Source organism: Massilia sp. TS11, assembly GCF_022012445.1.
In the GTDB taxonomy this organism is placed as follows: domain Bacteria; phylum Pseudomonadota; class Gammaproteobacteria; order Burkholderiales; family Burkholderiaceae_D; genus Telluria.
On the sequence record NZ_JAKLTS010000005.1, the window covers coordinates 286,279 to 299,169 of the forward strand.

15 protein-coding genes and 1 pseudogene are annotated in these 12,891 nt (G+C 64.2%); 13 read left to right on the forward strand and 3 right to left on the reverse strand.

All coding sequences use genetic code 11. The annotated features are described in order from the left end of the window. The first annotated feature begins 17 nt into the window (after positions 1–17). From LZ005_RS10145 to LZ005_RS10175, 7 genes and pseudogenes are all read left to right on the forward strand, one after another. Positions 18–1,196 carry an acetyl-CoA C-acyltransferase gene (locus LZ005_RS10145; protein ID WP_237807461.1) on the forward strand — a complete coding sequence of 393 codons (1,179 nt, stop codon included), beginning with the start codon at positions 18–20 and terminating at the stop codon, positions 1,194–1,196. Positions 1,197–1,212: 16 nt separating this feature from the next. Then, positions 1,213–3,009, forward strand: a complete 1,797-nt coding sequence (locus LZ005_RS10150) for an acyl-CoA dehydrogenase (RefSeq protein ID WP_237807469.1) — start codon at positions 1,213–1,215, stop codon at positions 3,007–3,009. A 9-nt stretch (positions 3,010–3,018) separates the two neighbouring features. Then, on the forward strand, positions 3,019–3,321 hold the full coding sequence (locus LZ005_RS10155) for a Dabb family protein (protein WP_237807471.1): 303 nt from the start codon (positions 3,019–3,021) through the stop codon (positions 3,319–3,321). A 9-nt stretch (positions 3,322–3,330) separates the two neighbouring features. Beyond that, entirely contained in the window at positions 3,331–4,119 is a 789-nt protein-coding gene (locus LZ005_RS10160) for an SDR family oxidoreductase (protein ID WP_237807486.1), read from the forward strand. 2 nt (positions 4,120–4,121) lie between these two features. Continuing rightward, a complete protein-coding gene (locus LZ005_RS10165; RefSeq protein ID WP_237807500.1) occupies positions 4,122–5,108 on the forward strand; it encodes an NADP-dependent oxidoreductase in 987 nt (328 codons plus the stop codon). Beyond that, positions 5,105–5,986: pseudogene (locus tag LZ005_RS10170) on the forward strand (SDR family oxidoreductase); the annotation flags it as partial. The gene LZ005_RS10165 and the pseudogene LZ005_RS10170, both read left to right, overlap by 4 nt. A gap of 42 nt (positions 5,987–6,028) precedes the next feature. Next, positions 6,029–6,415 (forward strand): GNAT family N-acetyltransferase, encoded by a 387-nt coding sequence (locus tag LZ005_RS10175; protein WP_373889319.1) that lies wholly within the window; start codon positions 6,029–6,031, stop codon positions 6,413–6,415. Here LZ005_RS10175 and LZ005_RS10180 read toward each other — a convergent pair. Genes LZ005_RS10180 through LZ005_RS10190 form a run of 3 tightly spaced genes read right to left on the reverse strand, consistent with a single transcriptional unit; the run spans position 6,407 to position 8,421 of the window. Further along, positions 6,407–7,144, reverse strand: coding sequence for an NRDE family protein (locus LZ005_RS10180; protein ID WP_237807502.1), 738 nt, complete (start codon positions 7,142–7,144; stop codon positions 6,407–6,409). The genes LZ005_RS10175 and LZ005_RS10180 overlap by 9 nt on opposite strands. Then, the gene (locus LZ005_RS10185; RefSeq protein ID WP_237807510.1) at positions 7,135–7,413 is read right to left on the reverse strand and encodes a DUF4936 family protein; all 279 of its coding nucleotides are present in this window, start codon (positions 7,411–7,413) and stop codon (positions 7,135–7,137) included. Before LZ005_RS10185 ends, LZ005_RS10180 begins: the two co-directional genes overlap by 10 nt. A 3-nt stretch (positions 7,414–7,416) precedes the next feature. After that, positions 7,417–8,421: a folate-binding protein YgfZ gene (locus LZ005_RS10190; RefSeq protein ID WP_237807519.1), complete on the reverse strand. Its 1,005-nt coding sequence runs from the start codon at positions 8,419–8,421 to the stop codon at positions 7,417–7,419. A 97-nt stretch (positions 8,422–8,518) separates the two neighbouring features. Here LZ005_RS10190 and mltG point away from each other — a divergent pair, with 97 nt between their 5' ends. From mltG to LZ005_RS10220, 6 genes are read left to right on the forward strand one after another with little or no spacing between them, the layout of a single operon-like run. Next, positions 8,519–9,505, forward strand: coding sequence for an endolytic transglycosylase MltG (gene mltG / locus LZ005_RS10195; RefSeq protein WP_237807521.1), 987 nt, complete (start codon positions 8,519–8,521; stop codon positions 9,503–9,505). Positions 9,506–9,518: 13 nt separating this feature from the next. Beyond that, the gene (gene tmk, locus LZ005_RS10200; protein WP_237807523.1) at positions 9,519–10,130 is read left to right on the forward strand and encodes a dTMP kinase; all 612 of its coding nucleotides are present in this window, start codon (positions 9,519–9,521) and stop codon (positions 10,128–10,130) included. 38 nt (positions 10,131–10,168) lie between these two features. Then, complete coding sequence (locus LZ005_RS10205; protein WP_269106638.1) at positions 10,169–11,188, forward strand: DNA polymerase III subunit delta'; 1,020 nt, start codon at positions 10,169–10,171, stop codon at positions 11,186–11,188. Positions 11,189–11,198: 10 nt separating this feature from the next. Next, entirely contained in the window at positions 11,199–11,576 is a 378-nt protein-coding gene (locus tag LZ005_RS10210) for a PilZ domain-containing protein (protein ID WP_237807547.1), read from the forward strand. A gap of 5 nt (positions 11,577–11,581) precedes the next feature. Continuing rightward, positions 11,582–12,085 carry a GNAT family N-acetyltransferase gene (locus LZ005_RS10215; RefSeq protein WP_237807560.1) on the forward strand — a complete coding sequence of 168 codons (504 nt, stop codon included), beginning with the start codon at positions 11,582–11,584 and terminating at the stop codon, positions 12,083–12,085. Positions 12,086–12,105: 20 nt separating this feature from the next. Beyond that, positions 12,106–12,885, forward strand: a complete 780-nt coding sequence (locus LZ005_RS10220) for a TatD family hydrolase (protein WP_237807569.1) — start codon at positions 12,106–12,108, stop codon at positions 12,883–12,885. The last annotated feature ends 6 nt before the right edge of the window (positions 12,886–12,891 follow it).

Below are 12,891 nucleotides of genomic sequence, written 5' to 3' on the forward strand. Positions count from 1 at the left end.
ACCATAAGGAGACACCCATGATTGATGCCGTCATCGTTTCGACCGCCCGCACGGGCCTGGCCAAGAGCTGGAAAGGGGCCTTCAACATGACGCACGGGGCGACCCTGGGCGGCCATGTGCTGCAGGCGGCCATCGCGCGCGCCGGCATCGATGCGGGTGAGATCGAAGACGTGATCATGGGCTGCGCCAATCCGGAAGGCGCGACCGGCGCCAATATCGCGCGCCAGATCGCCCTGCGCGGCGGCTGCCCGGTCACCGTGCCGGGCATGGCGGTCAACCGTTTCTGCTCGTCGGGCCTGCAGACCATTGCGCTGGCGGCCCAGCGCGTGCTGACGGGCGAAGGCGATATCTTTGCCGCCGGCGGTGTCGAATCGATCTCCTGCGTGCAGCAGGAAATGAATACCCACATGCTGAAGGAAGTCTGGCTCAGCCAGAACAAGCCGGCCATCTACTGGCCGATGCTGCAGACGGCCGAAACCGTGGCCAAGCGTTACGGCATCGGCAAGGATCGTCAGGACGCCTACGGGGTGCAGAGCCAGCAACGCGCCGCGGCGGCCCAGGCGGCCGGCCTGTTTGATGCCGAAATCGTGCCGATGACGACGGTGATGGGCGTGGCCGACAAGGACTCCGGCATGCTGCTGACGCGCGAGGTGACGATCGCCGCTGACGAAGGCATCCGCGCCGATACGACGCTGGAGGCCGTCGCCAAGATCCGCACGGCCGTGCCGGGCGGGGTGATTTCGGCCGGTAATGCCAGCCAGTTCTCGGACGGCGCCGCCGCTACCATCGTCATGAACAGCAAGGTGGCCGAGGCCAAGGGCTTGCAGCCGCTCGGCATCTTCCGCGGCTTTGCGGTGGCCGGCTGCGAGCCGGATGAAATGGGCATCGGCCCTGTCTTCGCCGTGCCTAAACTGCTGGCCAAGGCCGGCCTCAAGGTCGACGACATCGGTCTGTGGGAGTTGAACGAAGCCTTCGCCGTGCAGGTGCTCTACTGCGCAGACAAGCTCGGCATTCCGATGGACCGCCTGAACGTCAACGGCGGTGCGATCGCCGTCGGCCATCCCTATGGCGTATCGGGCGCGCGTCTCGTCGGCCATGCGCTGATTGAAGGCAAGCGCCGCGGCGTCAAGTATGTGGTCGTGACCATGTGCATTGGCGGCGGCCAGGGCGCTGCCGGCCTGTTCGAAGTGGTCTGACACGGGCGGGGCGACGATGCAACATACGATCCTGTCCCGCCGCGATATCGATTTCCTGCTGTACGAGTGGCTGGACGCGGCCGCGCTGACGACGCGCGCCCGTTTCGCCGAGCACAGCCGCGAAACTTTCGATGCCGCCCTCGATACGGCCGAGCGCATGGCGCTTGATCTGTTCGCGCCGCACAACAAGGCCAGCGACCAGCAGGAACCGCATGTGGTCGATGGCAAGGTGCAGATCCTGCCCGAAGTAAAGCGCGCGCTCACGGCCTTTGCCGACGCGGGCTTTCTCGCCGCCGCGCAGGACGAGGCCGTCGGCGGCATGCAGCTGCCGTATCTGGTGGAGCGTGCGCTGACGGCCTGGTTCACCGCGGCCAACTGCGCCACCTCGGCCTATTTATTCCTGACGGCGGCCAATGCCAACACGCTCATCAAGACGGGCATCCCGTGGCAGATCGAACGCTTCGCCAAGCCCCAGCTTGCGGGCCGCTTCTTCGGCACCATGTGCCTGTCGGAGCCGCAGGCCGGGTCCTCGCTGTCCGACATCAGCAGCCGCGCCGTGCCCGATGGTGAAGGCCAATACCGCATCCGTGGCAACAAGATGTGGATCTCGGGTGGCGAGCACGAACTGGCAGAGAATATCGTGCATCTGGTGCTGGCCAAGATTCCGGGGCCGGATGGCAAGCTGATTCCTGGCGTGAAAGGCATCTCCCTGTTCATCGTGCCGAAGTTCCTGGTGAACGAAGACGGCAGCCTGGGTGAGCGCAATGATGTCGTGCTGGCCGGTCTCAATCACAAAATGGGCAATCGCGGCACGACCAATTGCCTGCTGAATTTCGGTGAAGGCAAGTACACGCCCGCAGGCGAGGCGGGTGCCATCGGCTATCTGGTCGGCGAGCCGCATCAGGGCCTGGCGGCCATGTTCCACATGATGAACGAGGCCCGCATTGCCGTCGGCATGGGCGCGGCCACACTCGGCATGACCGGCTATCTGCATGCGCTCGACTATGCGCGCAAGCGGCCGCAGGGCCGCCATCCGGCCGAGAAAGATCCGAGCCAGCCGCCCTTGCCGATCATCGCCCACACCGATGTGCGGCGCATGCTGCTAGCACAGAAGGCCTATGCCGAAGGGGGCATGGCCTTGTCGTTCTACTGTGCGCGCCTGGTCGACGAAGCCAAGACGGCCGAGGATGCCGACGCGCGCCGCGAGGCCGGCATGCTGCTCGATATCCTGACGCCGATCTGCAAATCCTGGCCGGCCCAGTGGTGCCTGGAAGCCAATAGCCTGGCCATCCAGGTGCACGGCGGCTATGGCTATACGCGCGAGTACAATGTTGAACAGTTCTACCGCGACAACCGCCTGAACGCGATCCACGAGGGCACGCATGGTATCCATGGGCTGGACCTGCTGGGCCGCAAGGTGAGCTTGCAGAACGGCGCGCTGTTCCAGGCCCTGGGCCGCGCGGTCGGGCGCACGCTGGCCAAGGCCGGCCCGCTGGCGGACTATGCGGCCCAGCTTGGCGCCGTGCTCAAGCGGATCGAGAAGGTGACAGCCGCCCTCTACGCGACGGGCGATCTGAACAAGACGCTGGCCAATGCCAGCGTGTATCTGGAAGCGGTCGGCCATACGGTGGTCGCCTGGCTCTGGCTCGACATGGCCCTGCTGGCCGTTGGCAAGGAAGAGGACTTCTATCGTGGCAAGCTACAGGCCTGCCACTACTTTTTCCGTTGGGAGCTGCCCAAGGTCCATGCCCAGCTGGACTTGTTGGCAAGCATCGACACCACCACCCTGGACATGCAGGATGCATGGTTTTAAGAGGACAAGATGATCAAACATATCGTGATGTGGAAGCTGAAGGACGAGGCGGAAGGCGCGGACAAGGCGACCAATATGCGCAAGCTGAAAGAGCGCCTGGACGCCTGCGCCAACATCGTGCCCGGCATCCTGAAATTCGAGGTGGCGTTGGCCCAGCCGGGGCTGGAAGCGACCTATGACGTGGTGCTGTACTCGGAGTTCGCCGACCGCGCCGCCCTCGATGCCTACCAGGACCACCCGACCCATGTGGCGGTCAAACCCTTTATCGGCGCCGTGCGCAGCGAGCGCCAGTGCATGGATTACGCAATCTAAGGAGCGAAGATGGAAGCGCGCAGCGTTCAAAAACTGTTCTCCCTGGCGGGCCGCAAGGCTCTGGTGACCGGCGGTTCGCGCGGTCTGGGCCTGCAGATGGCCGAGGCATTGGGCGAGGAGGGCGCCGAGCTGGTGCTGGTCTCGCGCAAGCAGGCCGATCTGGATGAGGCCGTGGCGCATCTGAAGGCGCGCGGCATCGCGGCCTCGGCCATCGCCTGCGACCTGGCCGACGAGGCCCAGGTGCTGCCGATGGTCAGCGAGGCACTCAAGCGCCTCGGCCATATCGACATCCTGATCAACAACGCCGGCGCCAGCTGGGGCGCCCCGGCCGAGGACTATCCGCTCGAAGCCTGGGACAAGGTGATGAACCTGAATGTGCGCAGCATCTTCCTGGTGTCGCAAGCCGTCGGCAAGCTGTCGATGATTCCGCGCCGCTATGGCCGGATTCTGAACGTTGCCTCGATCGCGGGTCTGGCCGGCAACCCCGATGGCAGCATCCAGACGATTGCCTACAACACCTCGAAAGCGGCCGTCATCAACTTCACGCGCACCCTGGCCGGCGAGTGGGGCCGCTATGGCATCACCGTGAATGCGGTGGCGCCCGGCTTCTTCCCGTCCAAGATGACCAAGGGCGTGCTGGAAAAATTCGGTGCCGAGGCCCTGGCCAAGGATGCGCCGCTCAAGCGCCTCGGCGATGACGAGGACCTGAAGGGCGTGGCTGTGCTGTTCGCATCGGACGCGGGCAAGCATATTACCGGCCAGACTCTGGCTGTCGATGGCGGGGTGTCGGCGGTTTGAAGATGCAGCGGATTGTGCTCGCCTCGCGTCCGCGCGGGGCGGTGCTGCCGGAGAACTTCCGGCTTGAAGAAGTGGACCTGCCGGCCCTCGATGTGGGTCAGGTTCTGGTGAGAAATCATTACCTGTCGCTCGATCCTTACATGCGCGGGCGCATGAGTGAGGCCAAGAGCTACGCTGCGCCGCAGCCGCTCGATGCGACGATGATCGGCGCGACGGCCGGTGTGGTTGCCGCCTCACGCCATCCGGATTTTGCCGAGGGCGATGCGGTCATCGGCATGCTCGGCTGGGCCACGCATGGCATCGCCGCTGGTGGCGAGCTGCGCAAGGCGGATCCGCGCGTTCCGCTGTCTGCCGGGCTCGGTGTCGCAGGCATGCCGGGGGTGACGGCCTGGTATGGGCTGAACCGGATTCTGCAGGCCAAGCCGGGTGAGACGGTGCTGGTGTCGTCGGCCAGCGGGGCGGTCGGCTCGGTCGTCGGGCAATTGGCCAGGCTGCGCGGCTGCCGCGCGGTCGGCATTGCGGGCGGTCCTGACAAGTGCGCCTATGTGACCGATACCCTGGGCTTTGATGCCTGTGTCGATTACAAGGCCGGCCGTTTGAAGGAAGATTTGCGGGCCGCCACGCCGGATGGGGTGGACTGCCTGTTTGAGAACGTCGGCGGCCTGGGCTTGGACCTGGCCCTGGCGCGAATGAATGCGTTTGGCCGCGTGGCCCTGTGTGGCCTGATCGCGGGTTACAACGGCGATGCCCAGCCGCTCTACAACCTGAAGCACATGCTGATCAAGCGGCTGCGGGTGGAGGGCTTCATCATCACCGAGCATCCGGAGGTGTGGCCGCAAGCGCTCGACGAACTGGGCGCACTCGTCCACAGCGGCCAATTGCGCTACCGCGAGAGCCTGGCCCAGGGTCTGACGGCGGCGCCGGAGGCCTTTATCGGCCTGCTGCAAGGCAGGAATTTTGGCAAACAACTGGTACAACTGATCCCATGAAATCCTTTGACGGCAAAGTGGCAGTGATTACGGGCGGCGCGAGCGGCCTTGGCAAAGAGTTCGCGATCAAGGCGGGCAAGCTGGGCATGCGCGTGCTGATCGCCGACGTGCAGGACGACGCGCTGGAGGCCACGCGCGCTGAGCTGGCCGGCGCTGGCGTCGATGTGCGTGCTTTCAAGTGCGACGTGCGCAAGAGCGAGCAGGTGCAGGCGCTGGCCGACCTGGCGATGCGCGAATTCGGCGCCGTCCACCTGATGTTCAACAACGCAGGCGTCGGTAGCGGCGGGCTGATCTGGGAGAATTCGGACGCCGACTGGGAGTGGGTGCTCGGCGTGAACCTGTGGGGCGTGATCCATGGCGTGCGCATCTTCACCCGCCTGATGCTGGAACAGGCGCGCAAGGATGCCGCGTTTGAGGGGCATATCGTCAACACGGCGTCGATGGCGGGCCTGCTGAATGCGCCGGCGATGGGCGTGTACAACGTGTCCAAGCACGCGGTCGTGTCGCTGTCGGAAACCCTGTACCAGGACCTGAAGCTGGTCGGCGCGCCGATCGGCGCCTCGGTGCTGTGTCCGTATTTTGTGCCGACCGGGATCAGCCAGTCGCACCGCAACCGTCCCGAGGACGTGAAGATGACCGGGGCCGCCACGCCGAGCCAGGTGGCCGCTCAGATGCTGACGGTGAAGGCGGTGGAATCGGGCAAGGTGACGGCGCACGACGTGGCCGACATCACCTTCGACGCGATTGCCAAGGGCCAGTTCTACATCTACTCGCATCCGGCTGCGCTGGGCAATGTGGCCGAACGCATGCAGGAAATCGTCAACGCCGCCAATCCGGGCGATCCCTACCGCAGCACACCGCATGTTGGCGCGGCGCTGCGCAGCATGATGGTCAGTCTGCGCTTTGGCGATTGGGAGAAGATGCGCGCCGATGCGGCCCCGATCCGTACCGAAGTCTTCGTGGAGGAGCAGCAGGTGCCGGCCGAGCTGGAAATGGACGCGATGGACGCGCAGTGCCTGCACGCCGTGGCCTATGACGCGTTGGGCAACCCGATTGCGACCGGGCGTCTGCTGCCGGATGGCCATATCGGCCGCATGGCGGTGCGCAAGCGTGTGCGCGGGACTGGCGTCGGCGCCAAGGTGCTCAATGGCCTCATGCAGCAGGCCAAGAAGCGCGGCGATCAGCGCGTGGTGCTCAGCTCGCAGACCCATGCCAAGGATTTCTACCTGAAGCACGGCTTCACGGTTGTCGGCGCGGAGTTCATGGAGGCGGGCATCCCGCACGTGGAGATGGAACGCTTACTGTAGGACGCGCTCGTTGAGCTCGGCGGGCGCGTGGTGGTAGAGCTTGACCACGGTGGAGGTACGCGTCCCGTAGCCGGGCGATTCGATGCAGACGGCCGACAGCATGCGTTCGACATCGCGCTCCACGCCCGTGTTTGGCAGGCGCATGTCGGGCGCGCGCGTGGTGTCGGCCAGCATCTCGAAGAAGGCGTCCTCGGGCGCGCCCAGGCATAGCAGACTCGCAAACTGGGCCTTGGTGCGCAGCACTTTCGGCCAGGGCTCGTCCAGCAATCCATTCGAAATGCCGTAGATCCCCGGCGCCAGAGGCTTGCCGTTGCGCGGGTCGCTTTCGCCGCGGTTCGAGTACCAGAACAGCTGTTCGCGGTCGCCGAGCACGAGATTAAAACCGTTGTAGTCGTCGGTCTTGCCGATCAGGGTGGCCAGGTAGTCCTGCGCGCTCAGTTCGCCCGTCAGAAAGTTGGCGACCAGGGCGCCGCGGGTCGGCGCATCGGGCCGGCGTTCGCCTGGCGCGCGGATATTCGTCACGGCGGCGAACTTGGGGCCGCCGGGACCGTCGCGGGTGATGCCCATCCAGCTGCCGCCGCCTTGCAGATCACGCCCGGCGAATACCTGCGGATGGTCGGGCCAGGGTGCTGCCGGACTGGTCGGCCGGTCGTAGTATTCGTCCCGGTTGGCGGCGGCCACGAGGGGCGCGCCGGGCACGACTTTCCAGGCAAACACGATCAGGCACATGGGGCACAGGGGATAAAGGTTTCGACGTGGCGCGTGCCGCTGATCTCTGCCGCCAGGCCGGCCGCGGATACGGCCGCATCGAGGCGGGCGGCAAAGCCGGCGTCGACGTTTTCATAGACTTCCATCCAGGTCTGCAGACCATCTTTGCTTTCCGGACGTCGCTTGAGCCGGCTCGGCACACCCAAACTCGCCTGCATGGCCTGCACTTTCGGCAGCAGCGCGGCGGCGTGCGCGTCCGGCACGCGGTAGTAGATGTACAGATCGGGCATGGCTTACAGGTCCAGGGCGTCCAGCGCGTAGGGCATGGGCAAGAGCGACAGCGCGGGACCGGCGGCTGCGCCCAGATGGATCGGGCCGCTGTCGGGCGCATCCAGCTTCAGTTCGACCAGCAGATCGCTGCCGCCGGCACCGTTGGGCGCGGCGTTGACGACCATGCCGCAGGGTTGGCCCGGGTCTGCTGCGGCGAAGACCTCATCGCCCGCGGCAGCGGAACTGGCCACCTGGGCCAGAAAGGCACGGCGCTTGAGCTTGCCGAGGTACTGGCTACGCGCGACGATTTCCTGGCCGGGGTAGCAGCCTTTCTTGAAATCGACCCCACCCAGCAGTTCGAGATTGATCATTTGCGGGACGAATTTTTCCTGCGTGCTCGCCTCGATCGTCGGGACGCCGGCGTGGATCTGCGACAGTTGCCAGGCCTGTCTGCCGCCCACGGCCAGCTTGGCCGACAGCGCTTCCCAGATGGCAGGCGCGGCTGTGTCGTCCACCAGCCACTGGTAGCGCGCGGCACCGAAGGCGTCGGCCAGGCGCAACAGCGGGCCCTGGGGCAGGTCGAGGCGGGTGTAAGGCGCCGCAGGCAGGGCACCGGCAACGCCTTGCAGGGCAGCGGCACCGGCCGCGCCGCCGATGGCCAGCACCTGCCGGCCGCTGAGAGCGGCCAGTTTGGCCTTGGCGCGCAGCACGTACATGCTCAGGCGCTTCTGAATCGCGGGCAGGAGGGCTTGGGGCAGCTGCAGGTAAATGGCTTCGGCATCGCGCCAGACCAGAAAACTGGCCAGCAGGCGGCCCTTGGGCGTGCAGTAGCCGGCCAGGCGCACGCGCTCCGGGCCCAGGTGATGCACGTCATTTGTCAGTTGATTGTGCAGGAAACTTGCCGCATCATCGCCACTGACAGAAATCAATCCGAGATCGTTGACCACGGCCACGAAACCCGCCGCCAGGGCCGGAACGGGCAGGACGGTGTTGTCCGACGATGCGAGAAATTGATTCCAACTGTTCATATCACTCCGTGAAGCTTATTATTACGCCCTCATTATAGTTAGGTCCGGATTTTCGCGTCGGCGGCAGGCCAAAACCGACGGACTCTTGCACTGAACCATGTCCCAAATCAAGAAACTACTGGCTGTGCTCCTCGTTCTTGGCCTTGCGGCGGGCGCGGGTTTTGCCTGGTGGGCCCAGCATCCGATGGGTGCAGGCGAAGAAACCATCGATTTCAGCGTGGCGCCGGGCAGCGGCGTCGGCGCGGCGGCCCAGCAGATTGCGGCGGCGGGCGTGCCGCTCCAGCCGTTGTTGTTCCAGATTCTGGCGCGTATCAGTGGCAGCAGCGCCCGCATCAAGGCCGGCACCTACGAATTCAAGCCCGGCAGCTCGCCCGCGCGACTGCTCGAGATGCTGGTCAAGGGCGAATTTGCGCAAGGGCAGGTGACGATCATCGAGGGCTGGACCTTTCGCCAGATGCGCGCGGCCATCAATGCCGCCAAGGGGCTCAAGCACGACACGGCCAATCTGAGCGATCAGGAACTGCTGGCCCAGGTCAGTGACGGCTTCAAGCATCCCGAGGGGCTGTTCTTCCCGGATACGTATATTTTTCCCAAAGGATCGAGCGACCTCGTGGTATATAAACAGGCGCACCAAATGCTGACGGCCCGCCTGAACGAGGCCTGGCAGAAACGCCCGGGCGATTTGCCCTATAAATCGCCGTATGAGGCCCTGATCATGGCCTCGATTGTGGAAAAAGAAACGGGTCAGAAGTCGGAGCGGCCGATGATTGCCTCCGTCTTTGTCAACCGCCTGAAAATCGGCATGATGCTGCAGACCGATCCGACCGTGATCTACGGCATGGGCGACAAGTATCAGGGCAAGATTCGCAAGAAAGACCTCGAGACCGATACCCCGTACAATACCTACACACGCGGCGGCCTGCCGCCCACGCCGATTGCCTTGCCTGGCATGCAGTCGCTGACGGCGGCGCTGGGCCCGGCCAAGAGCAACGCCCTGTATTTTGTGGCGCGCGGGGACGGGACGAGCCAGTTCTCTTCCAGCCTGAGCGACCACAACCGGGCGGTCGACAAATACATTCGCTGAGCGCCCGGAACGCATGGTACGAGGAAAATTCATCACCTTTGAAGGCATCGACGGCGCTGGCAAGTCCACCCACATCGGCTTCGTGGCCGACTGGCTGCGGGCGCAGGGCAAAACGGTGGTCAGTTCGCGCGAGCCGGGCGGCACCGCGCTCGGAGAGAAGCTGCGCGACCTCGTTCTGCACGAGAAGATGCACCTCGAAACCGAAGCCCTGCTGATGTTTGCCAGCCGGCGTGAACACATTGCCCAGGTGATCGCCCCGGGCCTGGAACGCGGCGACTGGGTGATTTCCGACCGTTTCACCGATGCCAGCTTTGCCTATCAGAGCGGTGGGCGCGGCCTGGCGCGCGCCAAGATGGAAGCGCTGGAAGCCTGGGTCCATCCCGATCTGCAGCCCGACCTGACGCTGCTGTTCGACGTGCCGCTGGCCGTCGCCCGGGCGCGGCTCGATGCGACCCGCACGCTCGACAAGTTCGAACGCGAGAAACAGGACTTTTTTGAAGCCACGCGCGCCGAGTATCTGCGCCGCGCCGAACAGTTCCCCGAGCGCATGCGTGTGATCGATTCGACCCGAAGCATTGCCGATATTCAGCAGGAACTGGCGGCTGTCCTCGCTAAACTTCTTTAATAAATTGCCTGAACAAACCTCGCTAAGTAACTGAAAATATGGCAATTTACCCTTGGCAAGAGTCATCCTGGCAGCAGTTGATGCAGATGCGCGCGCGCCTGCCGCATGCCTTGTTGTTCCATGGTCCGGAAGGCATCGGCAAGGCCGAGTTCATTGAGCAATTTGCCCAGTCGCTCCTGTGCGAGCGCCCGGCCGCAGACGGCCACGCCTGCGGCAGTTGCGCTTCCTGCGGCTGGTTTGTCCAGCAGAGCCACCCGGACTACCGGCGTGTGCGCCCCGAAGCGCTGGAGGACGAACCCGCCGAGGGCGAGGACGGCGAGGGCGAAAAAAAGGCGAAGTCGAGCAAGACGCCGTCGAAAGATATCCGCATCGAGCAGGTGCGCGCGCTGACCGACTTCATGAATATTTCTACCCACCGCCAGGGGCTGCGGGTGGTGGTGCTGTATCCGGCCGAAGCCTTGAACACGGCCTCGGCCAATGCGCTGCTGAAGACTCTGGAAGAGCCGCCGCCGGGCACCGTTTTCCTGCTGTCCACCCACAGCCTGGACCGTTTGCTGCCGACCATCCTGTCGCGCTGCCGCAAATTTGCGCTGCCGATGCCCGACCACGCGGCCGCGCTTTCCTGGCTGCAACAGCAGGGGGTGAACGAGGCCGAGGGCTGGCTGCGCGAGCAGGGCGGTGCGCCGCTGTTGGCCTTGGCCGCCGCCGAGTCGGGCAGCCGCGAGGACATGGACACCCTGCTCAAACTGCTGGCCCGGCCAAGTGTGGAAACGGCGCTGAAAACGGCCGAGCGCCTGGCCAAGGTTCCGCTCAGCGCTTTGGTGTCTTGGCAACAACGCTGGCTGTATGACGTGCTCGCATTCCAATTGACGGGCGCGATACGCTACTATCCTCGCTATCGCAGCGAGGTCGAGCAGGTGGCGGCGCGGGTGCCAAGCGCGCAGTTGTTGCAGGTCATCAAGAATGCAAATGCACGCAAGGCGGTAGCAGAGCATCCTTTGTCGCCCAAGCTCTTTATCGAAGAGATGCTGCTCGACTACACTGCATGCTGTAGCTGAAAGGAATTGCATGAGCGCACAAATTGAACCGAATGCCGCACCGCAAGCCCCGCGGCCTTCGGTATTGTCGCTTGCAATCAAGGAGAAGGCGGCGCTCTACGCCGCTTACATGCCGTACCTCAAGAACGGCGGCATTTTCGTGCCGACCCAAAAGCCCTACAAATTGGGCGACGAGATCTATCTGATTCTGGCCTTGATGGACGATCCGAATAAATACCCGATCGCCGGCAAGGTTGTGTGGATTACGCCCGCCGGCGCCAACAATAACAAGGCGCAAGGCATCGGGGTCCACTTTCCGGAAGACGAAAGCGGGCTCAAGGCCCGGCAACGTATTGAAGAAATCCTGGGCGCGGCACTGCGGTCGTCCCGCGCCACTCACACGCTTTGAAATCAATGACTTACACGCACCGCATTGCTACCCGCGACGATCTGCCGCGCATCGTCGAGATCTATAATTCCACCATCGCCTCGCGCGAAGTGACGGCCGATACGGAGCCGGTCTCGGTCGCCTCGCGCGAAGCCTGGTTCCAGGACCACGACCCGGCCCGCCGCCCGCTCTGGACCATCCACGAGGGCGACGATCCGGCAATCGTCGGCTGGATTTCCTACTCCAATTTCTATGGCCGCCCGGCCTATGCGGGCACGGCCGAAGTGTCGATCTACATCGACGAAGCCTGGCGCCGCAAAGGCGTGGGCCGGTATGCGCTGGAGCAGGCGATCGCCTTTGCGCCCCAGATCAAGGTGCACACCCTGCTGGGTTTTATCTTCGGCCACAACAAGCCCAGCCTCGGCCTGTTCGAGCGCTTCGGCTTCGCCACCTGGGCGCATCTGCCGCGCGTGGCGATTCTGGACGGCGTCGAGCGCGACCTGATCATCCTCGGCAAGCGGGTTGACTGACGCTCGCGTACAATCGCGGCATGTTTATCGATTCTCATTGCCATATTGATTTCCCGGAGCTGGCCGAGCGCATGCCCGCGGTCCTGGCCAAGATGGCCGAAAACCGCGTCAGCCACGCGCTGTGCGTGTCGGTCGACCTGCCGGATTTTCCCCGCGTACTTGCACTCGCCGAGCAGCATCCGCATATTTACGCTTCGGTTGGCGTCCATCCCGACTATGAGGACACGCCGGAACCGAGCGTGGAGCAGCTGGTCGAACTGGCCAGGCATCCCAAGATCCTTGCGATCGGCGAAACCGGGCTCGACTATTACCGCCTGCAGGGCGACCTGGAGTGGCAGCGCGAGCGCTTCCGCACTCACATAAAAGCTTCAAGAATCGCGCGTAAGCCTTTGATTATTCACACGCGTTCGGCCAGTGAGGACACGTTGCGCATCATGGCCGAGGAGGGGGCTGGCCCGGCCGCCGGCGGTGCGGGCGGCGTCATGCATTGCTTTACGGAGTCGCAGGCCGTGGCCGATGCCGCGCTCGACATGGGCTTCTACATCTCGTTTTCCGGCATCGTGACCTTCAAGAGCGCGAAAGAATTGCAAGAAGTGTGCAAACGGGTGCCGCTCGAGCGCATGCTGATCGAGACGGATTCGCCCTATCTGGCCCCGGTGCCGTATCGCGGCAAAATGAACGAGCCCGGCTATGTTTGCCACGTGGCGGAGTTCATCGCCACCCTGCGCGATGTGCCACTGCCGCAGATCGCCGAAACAACCTCGAACAATTTCCGGCGTCTTTTCAATGTCTTACAATGAAAAGCT

Coding starts and splice junctions, on each gene's coding strand:
- LZ005_RS10145 (WP_237807461.1), top strand. CDS start 18: ATGATTGATGCCGTCATCGTTTCGACCGCCCGCACGGGCCTGGCCAAG.
- LZ005_RS10150 (WP_237807469.1), top strand. CDS start 1,213: ATGCAACATACGATCCTGTCCCGCCGCGATATCGATTTCCTGCTGTAC.
- LZ005_RS10155 (WP_237807471.1), top strand. CDS start 3,019: ATGATCAAACATATCGTGATGTGGAAGCTGAAGGACGAGGCGGAAGGC.
- LZ005_RS10160 (WP_237807486.1), top strand. CDS start 3,331: ATGGAAGCGCGCAGCGTTCAAAAACTGTTCTCCCTGGCGGGCCGCAAG.
- LZ005_RS10165 (WP_237807500.1), top strand. CDS start 4,122: ATGCAGCGGATTGTGCTCGCCTCGCGTCCGCGCGGGGCGGTGCTGCCG.
- LZ005_RS10175 (WP_373889319.1), top strand. CDS start 6,029: ATGCGCGCCGATGCGGCCCCGATCCGTACCGAAGTCTTCGTGGAGGAG.
- LZ005_RS10180 (WP_237807502.1), bottom strand. CDS start 7,144: ATGTGCCTGATCGTGTTTGCCTGGAAAGTCGTGCCCGGCGCGCCCCTC.
- LZ005_RS10185 (WP_237807510.1), bottom strand. CDS start 7,413: ATGCCCGATCTGTACATCTACTACCGCGTGCCGGACGCGCACGCCGCC.
- LZ005_RS10190 (WP_237807519.1), bottom strand. CDS start 8,421: ATGAACAGTTGGAATCAATTTCTCGCATCGTCGGACAACACCGTCCTG.
- mltG (WP_237807521.1), top strand. CDS start 8,519: ATGTCCCAAATCAAGAAACTACTGGCTGTGCTCCTCGTTCTTGGCCTT.
- tmk (WP_237807523.1), top strand. CDS start 9,519: ATGGTACGAGGAAAATTCATCACCTTTGAAGGCATCGACGGCGCTGGC.
- LZ005_RS10205 (WP_269106638.1), top strand. CDS start 10,169: ATGGCAATTTACCCTTGGCAAGAGTCATCCTGGCAGCAGTTGATGCAG.
- LZ005_RS10210 (WP_237807547.1), top strand. CDS start 11,199: ATGAGCGCACAAATTGAACCGAATGCCGCACCGCAAGCCCCGCGGCCT.
- LZ005_RS10215 (WP_237807560.1), top strand. CDS start 11,582: ATGACTTACACGCACCGCATTGCTACCCGCGACGATCTGCCGCGCATC.
- LZ005_RS10220 (WP_237807569.1), top strand. CDS start 12,106: ATGTTTATCGATTCTCATTGCCATATTGATTTCCCGGAGCTGGCCGAG.